This is a genomic window from Alkaliphilus sp. B6464, from assembly GCF_018141165.1.
Classification (GTDB): Bacteria; Bacillota; Clostridia; order Peptostreptococcales; family Natronincolaceae; genus Alkaliphilus_B.
Window position 1 is genome coordinate 249,783 of the sequence record NZ_CP058558.1, and the last position, 18,221, is coordinate 268,003.

The 18,221-nt window shown below is 30.8% G+C and carries 15 protein-coding genes; all 15 read right to left on the reverse strand.

Going from position 1 to position 18,221, the window contains the following annotated elements:
- Positions 1 to 12 precede the first annotated feature (12 nt).
- The 15 genes from HYG84_RS19175 to HYG84_RS19245 all read right to left on the reverse strand — a co-directional run bounded on the left by HYG84_RS19175 (position 13) and on the right by HYG84_RS19245 (position 18,031).
- Positions 13 to 933, reverse strand: coding sequence for a type II secretion system F family protein (locus HYG84_RS19175; protein ID WP_212382462.1), 921 nt, complete (start codon positions 931 to 933; stop codon positions 13 to 15).
- Position 934: 1 nt separating this feature from the next.
- Positions 935 to 2,398, reverse strand: coding sequence for a CpaF family protein (locus HYG84_RS19180; protein ID WP_212382465.1), 1,464 nt, complete (start codon positions 2,396 to 2,398; stop codon positions 935 to 937).
- A 180-nt stretch (positions 2,399 to 2,578) separates the two neighbouring features.
- On the reverse strand, positions 2,579 to 2,788 hold the full coding sequence (locus tag HYG84_RS19185) for a hypothetical protein (protein ID WP_212382467.1): 210 nt from the start codon (positions 2,786 to 2,788) through the stop codon (positions 2,579 to 2,581).
- A 125-nt stretch (positions 2,789 to 2,913) separates the two neighbouring features.
- A complete protein-coding gene (locus HYG84_RS19190; RefSeq protein WP_212382469.1) occupies positions 2,914 to 4,623 on the reverse strand; it encodes an AAA family ATPase in 1,710 nt (569 codons plus the stop codon).
- Between the two features lie 38 nt (positions 4,624 to 4,661).
- On the reverse strand, positions 4,662 to 5,501 hold the full coding sequence (locus tag HYG84_RS19195; RefSeq protein ID WP_212382471.1) for a hypothetical protein: 840 nt from the start codon (positions 5,499 to 5,501) through the stop codon (positions 4,662 to 4,664).
- A gap of 153 nt (positions 5,502 to 5,654) precedes the next feature.
- On the reverse strand, positions 5,655 to 9,287 hold the full coding sequence (locus HYG84_RS19200) for a serine-rich protein (RefSeq protein WP_212382473.1): 3,633 nt from the start codon (positions 9,285 to 9,287) through the stop codon (positions 5,655 to 5,657).
- 116 nt (positions 9,288 to 9,403) lie between these two features.
- A complete protein-coding gene (locus HYG84_RS19205) occupies positions 9,404 to 9,964 on the reverse strand; it encodes a hypothetical protein (protein ID WP_212382474.1) in 561 nt (186 codons plus the stop codon).
- A 27-nt stretch (positions 9,965 to 9,991) separates the two neighbouring features.
- A complete protein-coding gene (locus HYG84_RS19210; protein ID WP_212382476.1) occupies positions 9,992 to 10,192 on the reverse strand; it encodes a hypothetical protein in 201 nt (66 codons plus the stop codon).
- A 109-nt stretch (positions 10,193 to 10,301) separates the two neighbouring features.
- The gene (locus tag HYG84_RS19215; protein WP_212382478.1) at positions 10,302 to 11,747 is read right to left on the reverse strand and encodes a hypothetical protein; all 1,446 of its coding nucleotides are present in this window, start codon (positions 11,745 to 11,747) and stop codon (positions 10,302 to 10,304) included.
- Positions 11,748 to 11,767: 20 nt separating this feature from the next.
- Positions 11,768 to 12,658, reverse strand: a complete 891-nt coding sequence (locus HYG84_RS19220; RefSeq protein ID WP_212382480.1) for a hypothetical protein — start codon at positions 12,656 to 12,658, stop codon at positions 11,768 to 11,770.
- 131 nt (positions 12,659 to 12,789) lie between these two features.
- Entirely contained in the window at positions 12,790 to 13,479 is a 690-nt protein-coding gene (locus HYG84_RS19225; protein ID WP_212382482.1) for a single-stranded DNA-binding protein, read from the reverse strand.
- 115 nt (positions 13,480 to 13,594) lie between these two features.
- Complete coding sequence (locus HYG84_RS19230) at positions 13,595 to 14,338, reverse strand: hypothetical protein (protein ID WP_212382485.1); 744 nt, start codon at positions 14,336 to 14,338, stop codon at positions 13,595 to 13,597.
- A 205-nt stretch (positions 14,339 to 14,543) separates the two neighbouring features.
- Positions 14,544 to 15,326 carry a hypothetical protein gene (locus HYG84_RS19235; protein WP_212382487.1) on the reverse strand — a complete coding sequence of 261 codons (783 nt, stop codon included), beginning with the start codon at positions 15,324 to 15,326 and terminating at the stop codon, positions 14,544 to 14,546.
- A 137-nt stretch (positions 15,327 to 15,463) separates the two neighbouring features.
- On the reverse strand, positions 15,464 to 17,290 hold the full coding sequence (locus HYG84_RS19240; protein ID WP_212382489.1) for a hypothetical protein: 1,827 nt from the start codon (positions 17,288 to 17,290) through the stop codon (positions 15,464 to 15,466).
- A gap of 84 nt (positions 17,291 to 17,374) precedes the next feature.
- Entirely contained in the window at positions 17,375 to 18,031 is a 657-nt protein-coding gene (locus HYG84_RS19245) for a hypothetical protein (RefSeq protein ID WP_212382491.1), read from the reverse strand.
- Positions 18,032 to 18,221 lie beyond the last annotated feature (190 nt).

Genomic DNA, 18,221 nt, shown 5'->3' on the forward strand with positions numbered 1-18,221 from the left:
TTCCACCCCCCTTTAATTACTTCGAGATAGTTTATTTACAATAAACATTCCAAAAAACATCACCATGATTAATCCTAAAAATACTAATTGATGCTGCAATGTATCTAAATATTGTGTAAAGTAATCCTCATTAGCCGTTGTTATATAAGTAATAATGGCAAAAGGTGCTAAACTCAAAATTCTTCCCATTGCAACAGTTTGCCCCATAAGGGACTTAGATTCTCTTTCACTCATTCTTTTTCGTTGAATATCAAGTGAAATCTCGTTCAAACTTTCACTTAGATCTGCTCCAAGTTCTTTATTGATATGGATAGATATCGCACATATCTTAAATTGCTCTGAACCAGATTTCTCTGCCACTATATGAAATGCAGATTCAATAGTATCACCATATTTATATCTATGGTAAACTTCATTTAAAAGAAGTCTTGTTTTTTCAGATAGAGTAGGCAAATCTTTTACATCTTCTAAGGCTTGAAGAATGGAACCATTTTTAAGAACAGATGACATCCTCCTTAACACCTGAACTAATTCTTCTTCAAAAGTATCCATTTGCTTTGCCTTTTTAGCATCTAAGATAGTACGAGGCACAAAGTATAGAGCAAATGGTAATGGTGCAATTGCAACAAGGGGTTGTTTAAATAGGGCATATGCTCCAATATACAAGAATACAGATAATAGAATTATGAGAAGAACAAATAGCCTTACATCCATCTTTATTTCTGCTGCTCTTAAATCTCCTGCTAATCTTTCAATAAAGGTCTTTGGTCTTAAAATTTCTTTTTCTATTTCTATAGATTCCTTATCTTCTTCAAATTTTTTATCAAGCAATCTATCTGTTGCACTTTTCTTTCTACTTATAATTGTTATTACTCCTACACCAATAAATGAAATTGCAAGAAACACTGCTACTGCTAAAAATACGTTCTGCATATTATTCACCACCTTTAAACATTTCTATATTAACTGGATATCCCTTTGCTTGAATTTCTTCAAAGTATGTGGGTACCCAACCTGTTACTACAAACTTGTTTTTAATTCCGTCAAATCTAAAAATATCTTGAAGATATACTTCACTGTTATTAACATTTTTTATATAAAACTTATTATCTAATCCCATTTTTTCAACCCATTCATTGTTTTTATCTACACCTGATTTACCAAATCCAACAATTTCTGAGATTTGAGTAATTCTTCTTGTACCGTCTGATAATCTTTGTGTTTGTACTACTAAATGAATAGCAGATGCAATCTGTGATTTAACAGCCTTTTCAGGCACATCTAAACCACCCATTAAATACATAACATAAAGTCTTTCAATCATATCCTTAGTGTTATTTGCATGGACTGTAGTTAAAGATCCATCATGCCCGGTATTCATAGCCTGTAACATGTCAACTACCTCAAATGAACGACACTCTCCTACTACAATACGGTCAGGCCTCATACGAAGGGCATTAATAACGCAATCTCGAATCGTTATCGCTCCTGTACCCTCTGCATTTTTCCCTCTGGCCTCTAGCCTACGAACATTAGGTTGGACCAGTTGAAGTTCTAACAAGTCCTCTATCGTAACAATTGCTTCGTTTTCTGGAATATAGTTGCTCAAGAAGTTCAATAGTGTGGTCTTACCACTACCAGTACCTCCAGATACAATAATGTTTTTACGCACTGCAACACTCCAGCGAATAAAGTCAGCCATTTCTTTTGTCATTGTTCCAAAACTTAAATAATCATCAATCGTAAAAACTTTTTTCGCAAATTTACGAATATCAAGCGTTGCACCATCGGCAGCAATCGGAGGAATAACTGCATTTACCCTCGATTTATCAACAAGTCTAGCATTTACCATAGGTTGATTATCGTCTATTCTTCTTCCAAGAGGCTGAACGATTTTATCAATCAGATTTCTTAATTCTTCTTCAGAATTAAATTGTGCATTTGTTTTTATCATCTTACCGAATTTCTCAACCCATATGTTGTCGTATCTGTTTACAATAATTTCAGTAACATCTTGATCATGTAGAAACTGTTCTAATACTCCATATCCTCTAATATCATTAAATATTTCCATAACTAAATCTTGTTTCATAATTTCAGAAATATTGTATCTTGATATTAATGTTATAAGTGTTGTTTTTAAGAAGTTATCATCTGGTTCACCTTGTTGGTTGGCCATAATTTCATTTAACTCCTTGTTGACTCTTTTTTTAATCTCATACTTGCTAGTTCCACTACCACTAACTGTTTGTTCATTAGAATTTATAGGTATTTGTTGAGAAAAATTATTCCCCGCCATATATCCTGTTTGATTTGGAATATTGATTCCATTTTGTTGAGCACTTGGGTTCTGTTGGGTATTTGATTGATTTAATTTACTTAATAAATAATCTGACATAAGAGACACCTCCCTAGAATTTAGCAAAACATTTTTTTGCAAATTATTTTAAGTCATCAGATTTTAATGATAAATAACACCCATTTCAACTTTTTGTATCAAAAAATAAAAATAACTCCTTTAAAATAAGGAGTTGTCTCTTTGAATACAATTTATTTTGATTTTTTCGTATAATTAGAATTACTTTCTCTTTTTCTTACAACTTGAGAAATTTTGACTTAGATTTATTTTAGTCTCATTTCTTAATTGACTGTTATACATGGATACAAGCCTTTTAATTATACGTTTAGTATCATTTGCATGAATAGTGAAATAACTATTATATTCGTTATTTATAGATATTTGCTGTGGACTTAAAGAATTTAAATCACTTAATAAACATTTTGACATCAGAGACACCTCCATAATTTTTTGCAAATTATTTTAAGTCATCAAATTTTAATGATAAACAACTCAACTTTTTGTATCAAAAAATAGAAATAACTCCTTATTTTAAAGGAGTTATTTTATTAAATTTATTTTTTCTTATTAAATAGTGATGAAAATATACTTTGTTTTGGTTTATTACTGCTACCACCCATTACAGGACTCCTGCTAGGACTGTCATCGCCTTTTCTTACAACAGGAAGTATTGTATTAGCAATTCGTTTTAATCCTATTGTAAAGGCATTATCTCTCCCCATAACCAGAGTATCACCATTATTATTTGCAACTTCAATCCCTGCAAATCTCGGAATTGTTCCTATTAACGGCAAACCTAAGAAATTGCTAATATGATTGATATTATCATTATCATTAGATTTAATTTCATTCATTACAAGCCCTATCTTATTAAGTGGAAACTGGATCTGTTCAAGCGTCTTTCTAAGTGTAAGAATTTCATTAATAGTAGATACATCCATATTACACACCATTACAATGTGGTCAGATAGTTCCATAGATATGACTGTATAATCCTTAACGTTAGGACCCGTATCAACTACAATAATATCAAAATGCTTTTTTAAATTATTAATAATTATTCTTACAATTTGTTCATTTATTAAAGCACTATCTCTATAATTAGTAGGTGCTGCAAGTACCTTGAGTCCAGATTTATGTTCAAGCAAGTAATATCTCTCAATTTCTTCAAGTGAATACCAAATGTCATTTTCATTCATGTTTGACATTCTACTCCTTATATTTCTTGCCCAATCTGCTATAGATTTATTTTGTTTTAATTCTAACATTACTGCTATATCACCATAGTCAATGTCCATATCTAATAAGCATACCCTCAATCTGTTTCCATTTACATTACTTGTAGCATAAGTAATGGCTAACTCTTTTGATATTGTGGATTTCCCCACACCACCTTTTGGCGAGTGAATACTTATAGCAGTATTAGATGGAATTCTAACTACTCCATTTCCTCTAACTTGTCTATTATTAGGCATTGAATCATTCCATCCACTATTACCATATGGTGGTTGCATTGGAGGGTGCATTGGATTCTGATTCATACCATATCCATTGGGACCATGTCCCATTCCCCCTTGCTGACCATAGTTGTCGCCCCCACTTGGATTATTTCCATCAAAACTATTAGGAATAAATTGTTTCGGTCTAAACTCATGAATATCTCTTTGTTCTTGCCCCATATCTCCCAGATTCCCAATTTTCACATTGTCAGGATTTTCTACATTACCCTTTTGTGGCATTTGATATCCGTATCCTTGTTGCTGATAAGGATTATATCCTTCTTGCCCCTGTAAATTACCTCCACTTTGCGGATATGGCGGTTGCTGAGGGGAAGTAAATCCTCCAAAATTTTGCACTGGTTGTGGGGGCTGTTGTTTAACTCCCCCACCCATATTTTGAATATCTTTTTCCAATTCAGCACATATAGCATCTATCGTATATGGTTTTACTAATACTCCATTTGCACCGTTTTGTGATAAGGATACAAATTTATAAGGATCATTATTCTCAAGCACACATATAATTTTTGCGAATGGCACTTTTTCTTTAATACTAGCAATTACTTGCCCTTCATCAGAGTTTTGCATAATTGCACTTGTATTAATAACAATTGCATAATATACATTTCCTCCACTTTGTATCCTATTCATAGCCTCAAGCATATTTGATGCATACTCTATTTTATATTCGGGCTTTAGCATAAAATGAGAAGAAATCTGCTGAAACCAATAAGTGTCATTTTCAATAAAAAGAACTGTTTTCATATTATCCCTCCTTATAATTTTTTCTTTTTCTAGAAAAATTACTCTATTTTATCCCCTTCTTGGAATACACCTTTAATATTTAATTCTAAAGTAGAAATTGCACCATTAGTTTCTTTTTCAACATATCCACCATCGCTATATGGAAGCAGTGAAAGTCCAATTTTACCCGTTTTCATTGTTAAATGAATAAGTTCAGCATGTTTTGGTTCAAGAGCAATTGTTACTGATTGAACTTCTTCTTCATATGTTTCAACATCTACAACTGCAACATTTTGAAGAAGTAATTTTGATACGGAAATCTGTTCTCCTGCTATTTGTGCATCTAAACTATATCCATTTGCTATAAATACATCTTGCAGTGCAGGAGATAAATCCTTTACTGCAACACCTGCATGTTCTCCACCTATTCCAACTGCAACTTTACCAACTTCATAAGTGTAAACACCATAAACGTTTACTCTATCGCTTACTTTTACATTATTACTAAGTCCAGAACCTTGTCCCACAGGAACACTAATAGCCTCTAAGTTCATACTTACTAATTCCTGATTTGTTCTTAAATCATTGCTAGTAGCAATATCATAAGAGTAAATAGGATGTCCCGGATTAATGTTGTATTTAGCATATTTGTCTTGAATTAAATCAAAGTCAGAAATTAAATGCTCATTTGCGATTGATTTTGAAATCTGCTTAATTGTAATTGTTCCATCATTAAGCATTTCTTTTGTTATTTTAGTACCGGGTTTAATAAACTCTGAAGATATATATGCAGTAGTAGTATTAAACTGCATATATCCAAACACCACCATTGCTACTAAAAATGCGACTATGATAGGTATAATAAATGACACATTACCTTTTTTTATGAATTTCTTCATAATATCCACCTCCGAATCTTTTTTTGGTTTTTTTTATTGTGAGTCCCCATTATAGGGAAAGCATTTTATGAAATCAATTTTTTAATATGAAAATTTCTATAAAACAAAATTTTTTTAATAAAAAATAGCACCTAAAGGTGCTATGCATTTATATTAATAAGGAGTTGGATTGTTTATATCAATTTGATCCTTATATTGTTCTATAATCTGATTACTTTCTTTTCTTAATTGATACGTTTCCATTTGTTGAATTAATTCTTCATCAGTAGGAGTTTCTACATCTAATCCATCTACTGCCACTAAAACTGCCTCTGATTCCTTATAATCAAAACCTCTCGAGTTTTTGATTACAAACCAGCCAATAGGCATTTTAGGAAAGAACTTCTTAACATTCCTATCATCAAATTTTGGATCTCTACCTAACGAGGTAAGGATTGAAGTGACATCATCTTCAAGTGTAAGTTTTCCTGCAAATACAAGACCACTGTTTGCTAGAATTGAGTTAGGCATAAGTGAAGGTTGTTGTGTAATTGAAAATACAAAAAGTCCCATACCCGCTGCCTGATCTAGCATTTCTTCAAAGATAGACTGACCTTGAATGCCTCCATTACTGTCTCCAGACTCTCCTGTTAGTACTCTGTTTGCCTCCTCAATAATTAGGCAGGTCTCAAATTGTTCATCTCCATTAAAATAATTTGGTAAATATTTAGCATACATATAAATTGATGCTGTGATAAATCCAAAAATAAAGGCCATATTATTAGATTGAATCTTTCCTGATTCTAACACTACAACATCATCTTGACCTAATATTTCATCAATAGACATTCCATCTGGTTGACAATATAATTTATAAAGTACACCGTTTTTCCATGCGTAACGACCAAGACGATCAAGTACTTTATCAACGGCATCAGATTTATCTCTACCAAACTCTTTATTTTCTTTTTTCTGATTTAAGAAGTTATATGCATCTGCTATTGTAATTCTCGCACTTCTTTCGGAAATTTCAATTGGATCTTCTGTATCAAAAACTCCCTGTTTATCATAAAGGGTTTTTAATGTATCAAGAAGAATTGTTACAGAACGAACTCCAAGACCATAAGCACGACAGAATACGTCTATCAATGTGTCTAAATGGAATTCAGGGTCAACACCCATCGGAACTTTTAATGGGTTAAGTTTGAATGGAAATTTCTTTGGATCACCCATGGAATAAATTCTAAATCTTTCTGGCTCAACATATCTTGCAAGTTTTCTCCAATCATACTTAGGATCCATAGCAACAATTCTCATTCTTTTTTTCTTTGGTCCTCTCCTTACTTTGTTTGCAAGTTCAGCAGTAAATCTTAATGCTGTAACTGATTTCCCTGAACGAGAACCTCCACAAAAAAGACCATGCATCATTGTTGCTTCTGGTATTCTGTAATCAAATTTAGTTTTATACCCACTTTCAGGAGTCCATCTGTACCCTGAAAGAATCTTTCCTATATAAATTTCTCCATGCATTTCAGATGGAACAGCCAATTCTGGAATGTTTTGAATATCTGCGTAAATTCCACCATCGCTAAGGCGTATAATATGTGTATATGCAGTTAATTCATCAGAATTAAGGATAGTTGTATACTTATATGATTCTAATTCTCCATATCTATCCATCTCTCTCATAGTACATGCACTAAAAGCATTGAAATGATAAAGAAGATGGTCATTTTCTTCTTCTTCCAGTTCTAAAACTTGAAGCGGACAAATTAATGCATTTTCATCATACCAAGAGAATTTAGCAGCAGTTCTAGCAGCATTTTTTGCCTCTTTAGATTCAGTTGCAACATACATATCCACGAAGAAGGCCCCTGTCCCACCATGAATAGACTTTTTAAGCCTTAATTTTTGAAATTCAAGTAATTCTACAATATTTTCAACTTCTTTATCTATGAATTGATAAGATTTACCTACGCCAAGGGATGCTCCTACCCCCATAGAACTAGAGAAACCTTGAGATAGGCTATTGTTTACACTAGAACTTCTGCCTATGCTTCTACCCCAACTTTCACCTTCTCCTCTCGATACACCCCTAGACACGCCATTAGATCGGGATACAGAGTAAGATTCGGATGCAGATTGAGTTTGACTTCTACCTGTTCCATAACTAACTCCTTTACTCCACCCGTCAGATACACTTCTTCCTTGTGAAAAGGATTCTGAATCAGATGAACTTACACTTCTACTTAAACCTCTACCTTGGCTTGAACTTTGAGACCAAGATTCACTTGTTCCTTGTCCATGACTTGTGCTACTCCCTCTGCCAAAACTGTTACTAAGACTATTTGAATTTGATGTAGACTGCCCCCATGAGTCACTTTGACTTGTCCCATTTGATAAACTTTCTCCTGTTGAAATTCCTGCTGAACTTGTCTCACTTGAAGATATCCCATGGGATACACCTACTGTACCAGTAACAGATTTAGATGCATTTACTAACTTCAAATTAACTCCTGCACTCCCACCCACACTCAAAGATGCTGAACCTGAAGTTGTGCTAGATGAACCAAGTGAATGAGATTGGCTAAGATTTTGAGATGTAGAATGACCTTGTGAACTACCTTGGCTATGATTTTGGGATAACCCTTGAGAAAAACCTTGAGATGATGACTGTGAACTACTTACAGATTCGGATGTACCAAAATTTTCAGATATTCCTTGTGAATGACCTGTTGATACACTAAAGTTTTCTGATTCTCCAAAACTTACACCTTCAGTATGACCTATAGTATGCGTCATGCTCTCACCTTCACTATGAGATATACTCATGTTCTGTCCAAAACTTTCCGAAGTTCCAATAGAAGTTCCTTGCGAAAAACCATGTGATCTACTAATGGACTCTGAAACACTAGTTGATGTACTTGTATTCGTACTTCGTCCTTCTGATACAGAGTCAGATACACCGTCACTTGTGCCTAATGAAGAACCTAGATTTGCAGCAAAAACAACTGGAATATTGATACCTGCGTTCATACTTGTGGTTCCCTGCATAACACTAGCCCAATATGTTTGCTTTTTAGTAGTTTGAGTAAGCCAGTTTTCAAGAACATCATACTCTATTGGAGATGAAAGCGTTAAAGCAATAAATTCATGCTCTGCTAGACCTGCTGCAAATTGTTCAGTAGTTTCTTCAGATGTTGGAGTAGTATCTGAACCTCCAAATCCTTTTATTGATCTTTCAGATGGACTTTTTCTTGCTTGGGGAATGCCTCTTATTACTTGAATATGTTTCATATTAGCCATCTTTTCTCGCATCCATTCAGACTCTTTAGTATTTAACATTCTGAATTCCATAGTTCTATAAGAACCTTGAATTGCTGCTGTTAAACCTTGAAAATCGCAATCTGCGATTTCTTTAGCCTCTTGGATTGTTCTAGCGACACCCTGAACTCCAAATATTTGCATAAGTCCTATCGGAGTATCAGTACCGCAATCTTCTATTCTTGTAATCATTGAAATAAAATTAATCTTGCCTTCCCAAAATGATGCTAAAATTTGAGATTGTATGTCCATCATAGCAAGAGATTGCTTTAAAGTATCAGGCAATTTAATAATCCGATATAACTTAATTGCCTTAAACATGTGTATAGAGGAGCCATCCCTATCCTTCATTTCCATTTCTATTATAATGTAATCCATTTTGTCGGAACCCTCTTTGTATTCTACAAAACTTCTTAGTATTCTAAGGTCTTCATGTTGTCTTGCATTCGGTTTACCTCTAAGAATTTCAGATAAAGTATACATGGCTTTCACCACCTTTCAAAATAAGTTTTTTAGATTTTAGTCAAGGATTAACAACAATTCAAGTTTTAATTAAAAAAATAAACAGAGAGGTAAAACCTCTCTGTTTAATAAAGCAATTAAAATCTATTGTTAAAATTATCTTTTTCTTTTTTAAACTTATCTTTTGAATTCTTAGAGACGGATTTCCTAACATCACGAAGAATTTCCATTTGCTTTTCCTTAGTAATACCTTTTCTAAACACTGCAAGTTTCTGTAACATCCAAGTAATATATGCTATAGGAAAACCAACTTTTATCATTGCAGATCCCACTGTCAAAAAATTTCTTACAACTATTGATGACGTATCCACAGTATTTGCTGGTATATTATAAATTACACTTCTTAAAAACAAATCATACACGAATGTACTTATCAGATATGAAAAAACTTGATTTTTGGTATGTCTTACAATTGCTTCACTATCTTCTTTAGAAACAATACAACCAATAGCACCAAACATTAACATCAAAAATACACCCCAATTCATAAGTGCATACAGTGATGATTGATATGATAGAGAAAACTGCCAAAACCACACCAGTGCTATATAATATCCTATGATAAATATATTACTTCTTAATTGTTTAATAGAAACATCACTTTTATATCTAATAGTTTCTATATTTTTTGAACTCATAACCATCACCCCTTCTATTTTTTATTTTTAGTACACGTTCCTTCTATCATCAATAATATCTCCTGCCTTGTTTTGCATTTCTGTATACATTAGTATACCTATGAAAACCGTTGAGAAGATAAGCAGCCAGTTTTTTGATAGTATAAACATAATTCCATAATAGGCATTGGCATTAATACTTACAAAATATGACCATAAATTGTTAAGAAAATCTAAAAATGCTGCCATACGATCTCCTCCTTCCTCAAATAAACATTTTATATAAGATAAAGTATTATTCTAATCATTTTCAAGAAGAATTAGTATTATTTCAAAATCAGTAATAACACTAATTCCACTAATATTGCATTGTTTTAGCAAATTCTCCTTTTGATAACTGTGTCATAGTAGTTAAGTAAAATGTAACTCCTGATATTTTTTCTTTCCCACCAATTGAAAGAATGAACATCGAAATTTGTCCTTCAAGTTTTTTCTTCATTTTTTCTTCAACATCAGTAACGAAATACAAGTCTTTTGTAACCTCAAGCATTTTCCTGCATTTCTCATTAAAGTCTTTCTGCGGAGTATTTCCAAGTTCAACCTCAACATAGATTTTACCCCCATCATTTTTTGTCGCAACAACATCAGGGATATATGTTTTCCCATCTGCAAGTTTAATTTGAACTTCACTTCTTTCCATGGTTGCATGTGTGCAATCATGGTACTGTAGTAGAAGTTCCATAGTATCTTTTATCGTAAAACCATGAATAATATTATCATGATCTCTTATCATTTTGTCTATTTCTGACTCTACTGGTTCCTTCTTAAAATAATCCCTATACATATCCAATCCTTTTTGAGTAAATTTAAACAACTGGAATCGTCTATAACCAGTCGATATCGTTTCTGAAGATAGAATATTCATTTTCTTTAAAGTAGAGATTGAATTAAGCACATTGCTTTTATTGTAGTTTTTTCCCAATGTATCAAGAATAAAATCAGTAATATCTGTAGACTTTGCAAATCCTTCAGTGCCTATTGATTCTAAAATGTCCCACATTACATCATTCATTGCTGACATATAAGCATTAACATTTTCTATTGTTAATCTAGCAGGGATATCATTAGACTCTAATGGATTATTTGAATTGCCTAAATTTACAAGAGGAGATTGACCTTGATTATATTGCAAACTATGTTGTTGCTTTGCTTGAGTTTGTGGAATCTCTTGCTGTGCTGAATTAGCATCATTTACTGACTTAAAAGTGTTTCCTCTATTATCTCTCTCTACTTTAGCAACGATTGGCTCCACTACTGAATTTAAAGGCTCCATTATTTCAGTATTATCTATTACTTCTGCATTTTGGAGATCTTCCATTGAAATATCTTTGTTATTTTGAACCATGGCATGTGTCAATTGAGTTTTTAAACTCTCTATCATTATTCCTTGCATTTTTATTTGATCTGAAAGTTGTTTAAATGTCTCCATTTGCTTTATCTTTTGTTTTTGAAAATCCATCATAGCAAAATCAATCATTTTAAATACATCCATATCTTTTAAAATACTATTCCCACCTAATTGATTTAGATTATACTCATTTGACATGATAGACTTACATAAATTTTCAGTCATACCTTTGAGTTTTTTGTACTCCCTTTCAAAATACTCTTTCTTATTTTTCATATTTTCATATTTAGATTCAAGATTAGCAAACCTTATATCCTGCTGATTGTTATTTGTATACGATAAGTAATCGTTCCTATTATTTGAATCATTATCTTTTCTTTTAAAAATATTAAACATAATTCATCACCCCTTTATAATTAATCTAATAGCAAATCATATTTCCTTATTTGATCAAATCTTACTTTGTAGTTTGCTAATTTATTTTTAAACATACTATGTCCATTTAAAAGTATATTCTGCATATTTTGCACTTGAGGTGAACTAAGATCCGAATAACCAGTTATGGTTTCATAGTAATTAATAGCCCCTTGCACCATATCCAAGTCCGTTTTTAGCAAATCCTCTGCCATTTGTATCATCTCAAGTTTTAGTACGTTATCATCTTTAACTTTCAATTTTAAATCATTTAATTCTTCTATTTTTTTATTAATTTCTTTCTCAGTTATTTTAAGAGGAGTTATTCTTGTTGTGTATTGTCCTGTAGATGCTAACTCTTGCAATTCATTAACACCCTTAAAATCATCTAGGCTATCTATAAATTCTACTGTATTGTATGTCTGCTTATAAATAGATCTCTCTCCTCTTATTTGAGTATTAATTATTTGAGGTTTATACCCACTCTGAAAAGTTGTATTTAACATGCCAAATATAAGGAAGAATACATATATGGCTATACCTGTTAAAATTTTAATATCTACAGACTGCTTTTGTTTGTGGATATAAGGATTTTCCTCTAAATAATCATTATTTAAGTGAGGCTCTTGACCATATGAATCTTGATAACTATTATCTAAGTTAGACATTTTTCTGGTTTTACTATTGTCGCCTCTAAATTTATTTATGATTGAATTATTATCAAAATCATTATTTTGGTTAGGGTCCCCCATACCACTAGGATTTTGACTATCGTAATTGCCATAGTTACCGCTATATGTATTATTGTCGTTATCTATGAAAAATCCATTTTCATCATAAAATTGGTCATAGTTGGCACTCTTAGTATTTTTAAATTTTTTAAATAAACTCATGTAATATCACCCCTAACATCAATTTGAGACATTATATATAAAAAATATATATAAATAAAATAAACAACCATTTTTTTGGTTGTTCATTTTACTAATTAATTCTAATGTATTCAATTATTTTTAAAATTTATTTATTTATCATCAAAAATACAATTATTCAAGTATTCAACCGTATTGGCTACCACTTCAGTTAAGTGTTCTGTAACTTCAATTTTAGATGTACATAATGAACACTCACATTCTTTTTTATTTTTTCTGGTATTAAGGATACCATCAATTAAAATTTGAGAACCAACTTGTAATCTTCGGGCATCTTCCTCTGCTTGTCTTGCAAAAGAGTTAATCCAAGGATAATCAGTTGTTTTAGGTTCCCTTCTGTTTACAGCAACTTGATACTTAGTATTTCCTAAAGGTGATTTAGTTCCTTCAATATATCTAAAGTCTTTTTCTCTACACACAACTCCAAGCAATAAGACCTCGTTCATAAATGGATCCTTCTCATTAGGTTTTACAAATTTGATATCTTCAGCCTCAACAGTTGTAAATATATATCTATCTATAATTTTTTCACTGCAATTCGGATTAGGACATTCGTAGTATTCTTCTCGTCTTTCAGTTCTGATTTCACCTAAGATTGCAACTAAAGCCTTCTCCTTAATCAATTCCTTAAATTTCTCTCTATTTTCATTTAATACTATAATTGGATATACAAATCTTGTTGGATTTTTTCTGATCTTTAAGGTGAACATAACCTTCTCATTATCTGTATCGAGTATTTCATGAACAAATCCCATAACTATTACCTTATTCTTTTTAGCCATATAGTCCACTCCCTTTCTATAATTTATTTAAATGTCTTATGACTTAATTTTTAATTTCATATTTGAATTATGGCGTTATTTTGCCAAACAAATTTGTTAAATTCAAATTATCGCATTAAATAATTTCAATTTTTCTTAATTCACTAAACAACTTAGCATTTTCGTTTCTATCTCCAGTCGTGTAAATCTCGTATTCTTCAGGTGTGATCATATTTCTTTTAAATAATTCTTTTTTAAAGGCTTCTTCTCCTAAATCTAATTTACTAATATAGTACTGTTTTTTCTTTTTGCAGAAATTAATTTTTTGAATATCATTAATAGATTTTTTTAATAAATTATGAAGTTTTCCTCTAAATTTAATTTCTCCCAACTCTTGTTGATCAAATTGAATTATGCTATTATCTAATCCAATCACTTCCACTATGTCTATTTTAGATAGTTGCTGTAGGTACTTTCGTATCTCAATTTTAAAACTCTCATCACCTGTTATATTTCTATCTACTGTAAATGTATAACTCTTTTTATTAAATCGAGCCAAGTCGTAGTTTCCATTGGTTTTAACTTCTATCATTAAATCGTTAATTTCTTTTTTAAATACATTTTTAAATTTTAGATCGTGTCCAAAGACTTCAAGTTCATAAATGCCATCATACTCATTACCTGACAAAATTAATTGATAAATAACACCTTTTCTATTACTATTAAAATGCTTAAAAAAAATATATTCTTGATTTATTTGTTGCACACACCAATTGTTTAAAAGAATCTCAATTTCTGTTTTAAGAAAAACATCTTTGACATCTGCTATTTCCTTTAAATGGTCAATTTTATTAGGCACAATATTCATGTTAAATTTCATAATAGATTCCTCCTTCAAATTCTTCTGTCTATAGTTCTAATATTTGGCTATGTAATACTATAGCCAGTAAATTCCTTTTTGTAATTTTAGATTATTGTGGTTTTTTAAAAACCCAACGAATTATAACCACATATAGTACAGAAGTCAATAGGAAGTTTTAAAATATAAAAAAACATACTCTAAACATAGAGTATGTTTTGGTTAATTATTTTGAATTTAGATTAGACAGTTGTGTATTTAACTGTTCAACCATGGATACTTCATTATTAAATAATGTTATTACTGGATGCTCTTTATCTCCTTTATAATAAAAAGTATAACCACATTTGTATACTTGACTTTCATACGGTAAAATAATTACATCTAAGATCTGATTTTCATCATTCAAAACCAATTCTTTAATTTTATTTTGAACCTCTATCATAGATTCATTAAATTCCTTTTCAATAACAATTGAATTATTGATTTCTCCATTTGACAATATGCTAATCAATTCAATCGTTCTACTGTCAATACTCCAAACAAGTCCTGATTTAAACATTTGACTAAAAAAATAACTTGTCTTACCTTCTTCAAGTAGGGATGTAAATAAAAGTACATCTCTATTCATAGAAACAGCCTTTTCTTCAATATATCCATACTTATCACAATAACTCTCATAATCTTCCTTAGATACAGGTTTATATGTAAATATTTTTTCTGGTAGATCAGAATAAACCTCTCTTAATATGAAATTATCTACATATCTAACCTCTTGTGTTTTGATAAACTCCTCAGTAGTAGGATCAAAAAAATCAATATAATATAAGTTATTATCTGGTGAAATCTTATTTTCACTGCCTAAGTATGGATACCTATAAGATTTCTGAATTGTTGGCCTAATTTCAGTTTTTAATATTACCTCACCTCTATTTACAGAACCAAAAACACTTACAGAAAATACAATCATCAAGACTAAACAAATTGTTAAAATCAATATTTTTTTCATAAAAAAACCTCCTAAAATTGAATAAATTCCTTAATAAATTTTTATATAATAATAGTATCAGTAATCTTACCTCATTATCAAGCAAATTCATGGAAAATTAAAAAAAAGCCTGAACTATTCAGGCTTTTAATTAATTATTACTTAGTGATTATATTTGATGTTGTTACATCTTTACCCATAACAGGAATTTCAACAAGACCTTTTGTTGCATTTACTTCCCAATCAACATATCCTATTTGAACTTCGTCACCGATTATATCAGGTTCCTTATTAGTATATTTAGTTTCTACTTTATGATTTCCATCTTCTAATTTCTTTAGTTGTTGATAATATGGCCAGTAACGGAATAAAGGGCAAGTCTCTGTGTGTCCATCACATTCGTCATCATCATGGTACCATGAATAACTATGTTCCTCATGAACTTTATCCTTTTCAACTAACTGTTTTGCAAATATCTCCGCATTGATAGTGTATATTCCTTCATTTTTAATCTCAAGAGCAATTGCAGGCCTATACTGCTTATATACTCCTGACATTTTATTTCTTAGGTCATCCCAACTAATACCTTCTGCATAATCTACTTCATAGACTACTTTATTGTAAGATCTACCTACTTCTTGTAAGGTTGGCATATATGAACCTGTAATTGATTTATAAGCACTACCTATTCCAGAGTACTTACTAGCAACTTCTTGAAGTTTACTATCATTTGCCAGAGTTAATCCTCCAACTGGACCAGATTTTCTTGTAACTGTAAATCTTACTTTAGTAATTACAGGGAAATACCTATAATTAAACTGCCCTACTTCTTCAACTTTACCATCAGATCCAAATTGTCCAAAGTTAAATTGCGATTTAGCATTTGGATTATAAACATATTTCACCCCATATTTTTCTTCAAATTCCCTTAATAATTTAACCAGTTCAGTTTGAATTTCTCCTTTTAATTGAGCATTTTTAAACCCCTTATTTGTCAAACTAGGATCGCCTTGCGTACTAAACAATTCTGCAATTCTATCTTCTATATTTTTTTGTGAATCGTATCCTGCTTCCTTATCAGCAATCTTTTCATAATTTTTTGGATCACTTAATAAGGATTCTATTTTTGCTCGATTAATATTTATATCATTAATTAATTTATTAAGGTCATTTGCAGATTTAATATTATTACTCCTGAATAAATCATTCCATACCTTTGTATCTGAACCAACTACTTTCATAAGTCTTTCGCCAAGTTGAGTAGGTTCTAATTGATAAACAAAATACATATTAGTTTCTTGTAAAAACTTCTTTTGTTCTTCGCTCATCTTGTCAATAGAACCATTATAATTTTCATTAAATTGGAATAATGCATCCATCATGTTCTTACTTAATCCATCAAGACCTAAAGATTCCATAGCCTCTTGGTCAATTTTCTTTTTGTTTTTAAAAATTTCTCCTGCTTGTTGTGCATTTAACTCTGTTTTATTGAATACATTAGAAATCCATTGCATTGAATTACTTCCTATAGTATCGAAGAACCAACTTGTTGAAGTGTTGTTTGGGGTTTTCCCTGTTACTAAATCTTTTGACTGTTGAACATAACCATTAAAAGATTCTTTCTGGTTTTTAATATCTGAAACTACTGATTTTACTGCATCTAGAATGTTATCTGAACTTTTTACATTATTAATTACATCATTCACTTGCAGCAGTATTGCACCAGTAATAATCTCTCCTTTTTTATCAGAAGCATCATCTACAATACCAATATGCTTTATAAGAGCATCTTGATCTAAATTCGCTTCAACCATTACTTCAGTAATTATTTTACTTAGTTTATCTTTATCATCTGTAAATTTATTTGCTGCCAGTTCTCCAAAAGCATAAGCCTTTGTTGTGCTTAATGAAATTCCAATAAACAATATAAAAACAAATAATAATAAAGTTACTATCTTTCTTTGATACATTTTATTTGATTTCATTATTCTCACCTCCATAATATAAAAACTATACCAACCATGAGTATGGTATGTAATTTTACAGCAGATTTCTCTGCTGTAAATTTGTTATTTTATATACTCAATTCTTTCATGTAAATCATCTGTATTAGCCCCAATATAAAAATCTTGAACTATTTCTTTTTCAAAAGACTTTCCATCAATTGTACCAATAAGCACATATTTGTATGTGTATCTCATTGGATAAGCCCATGTATTTATAGATTCAAAAGATTCAGGAAGTACCACTTCAGTTACTTCGATTTTGTTTTTGTTCATATATTCTTTAACTTTCTCAATTGGTTTTTCTTTCTCGAATTCTGGTGCTAAAACAAAATCTAGTTCCTTTTCTTCCATTCTCGAAGCCTTTATGTAGTTTTGGATTTCTTCTAAAACTAATTGCTCAACTTCTTGAGGACTATCCTTTACAAGCAGATTTATAATGAACAATTTTTCACCATTCTCTACTTTTCTTTCTAATTCATCATCTGAAAGTGCATTAAACATTTCTTCTAAGCCTTTAGGCATAACTCCAAGAACTCTATACTGAAAATACTTTTCATAAAATTCTTTATCTTTTTCACTATTTTGAATACTTTTTTCAATAGACTCAATTTTTATTTCACTTTCAGGATTTGTTTCAAATGGAACCTTTGTCCCACATCCTACTAACGTAGTTAATACAAAAAATATAGTTATAAGCAATAATAAACTTTTTCTTTTCATGATTAATTCCTCCCTAGAAAAATAATATAGCAATTATATTCAAATTGAGTTATACATATCAAGTATTTAATTTAATTATTTTAATTACTTTTATTAAATCTAATATCTTTGTATTTCTTTAATACTTTTAATATATATGTTTCTAGTAAGCGGTATAAAAGCATAGCAAAATCAATATAAGAAATGTATT

What these genes read in the sequence shown, in the direction of transcription:
- HYG84_RS19210 (WP_212382476.1), bottom strand. Translation starts at nt 10,192, where the DNA reads ATGGCAGCATTTTTAGATTTTCTTAACAATTTATGGTCATATTTTGTA.
- HYG84_RS19205 (WP_212382474.1), bottom strand. Translation starts at nt 9,964, where the DNA reads ATGAGTTCAAAAAATATAGAAACTATTAGATATAAAAGTGATGTTTCT.
- HYG84_RS19200 (WP_212382473.1), bottom strand. Translation starts at nt 9,287, where the DNA reads ATGTATACTTTATCTGAAATTCTTAGAGGTAAACCGAATGCAAGACAA.
- HYG84_RS19180 (WP_212382465.1), bottom strand. Translation starts at nt 2,398, where the DNA reads ATGTCAGATTATTTATTAAGTAAATTAAATCAATCAAATACCCAACAG.
- HYG84_RS19220 (WP_212382480.1), bottom strand. Translation starts at nt 12,658, where the DNA reads ATGAGTTTATTTAAAAAATTTAAAAATACTAAGAGTGCCAACTATGAC.
- HYG84_RS19185 (WP_212382467.1), bottom strand. Translation starts at nt 2,788, where the DNA reads ATGTCAAAATGTTTATTAAGTGATTTAAATTCTTTAAGTCCACAGCAA.
- HYG84_RS19215 (WP_212382478.1), bottom strand. Translation starts at nt 11,747, where the DNA reads ATGTTTAATATTTTTAAAAGAAAAGATAATGATTCAAATAATAGGAAC.
- HYG84_RS19240 (WP_212382489.1), bottom strand. Translation starts at nt 17,290, where the DNA reads ATGAAATCAAATAAAATGTATCAAAGAAAGATAGTAACTTTATTATTA.
- HYG84_RS19195 (WP_212382471.1), bottom strand. Translation starts at nt 5,501, where the DNA reads ATGAAGAAATTCATAAAAAAAGGTAATGTGTCATTTATTATACCTATC.
- HYG84_RS19175 (WP_212382462.1), bottom strand. Translation starts at nt 933, where the DNA reads ATGCAGAACGTATTTTTAGCAGTAGCAGTGTTTCTTGCAATTTCATTT.
- HYG84_RS19190 (WP_212382469.1), bottom strand. Translation starts at nt 4,623, where the DNA reads ATGAAAACAGTTCTTTTTATTGAAAATGACACTTATTGGTTTCAGCAG.
- HYG84_RS19230 (WP_212382485.1), bottom strand. Translation starts at nt 14,338, where the DNA reads ATGAAATTTAACATGAATATTGTGCCTAATAAAATTGACCATTTAAAG.
- HYG84_RS19225 (WP_212382482.1), bottom strand. Translation starts at nt 13,479, where the DNA reads ATGGCTAAAAAGAATAAGGTAATAGTTATGGGATTTGTTCATGAAATA.
- HYG84_RS19245 (WP_212382491.1), bottom strand. Translation starts at nt 18,031, where the DNA reads ATGAAAAGAAAAAGTTTATTATTGCTTATAACTATATTTTTTGTATTA.
- HYG84_RS19235 (WP_212382487.1), bottom strand. Translation starts at nt 15,326, where the DNA reads ATGAAAAAAATATTGATTTTAACAATTTGTTTAGTCTTGATGATTGTA.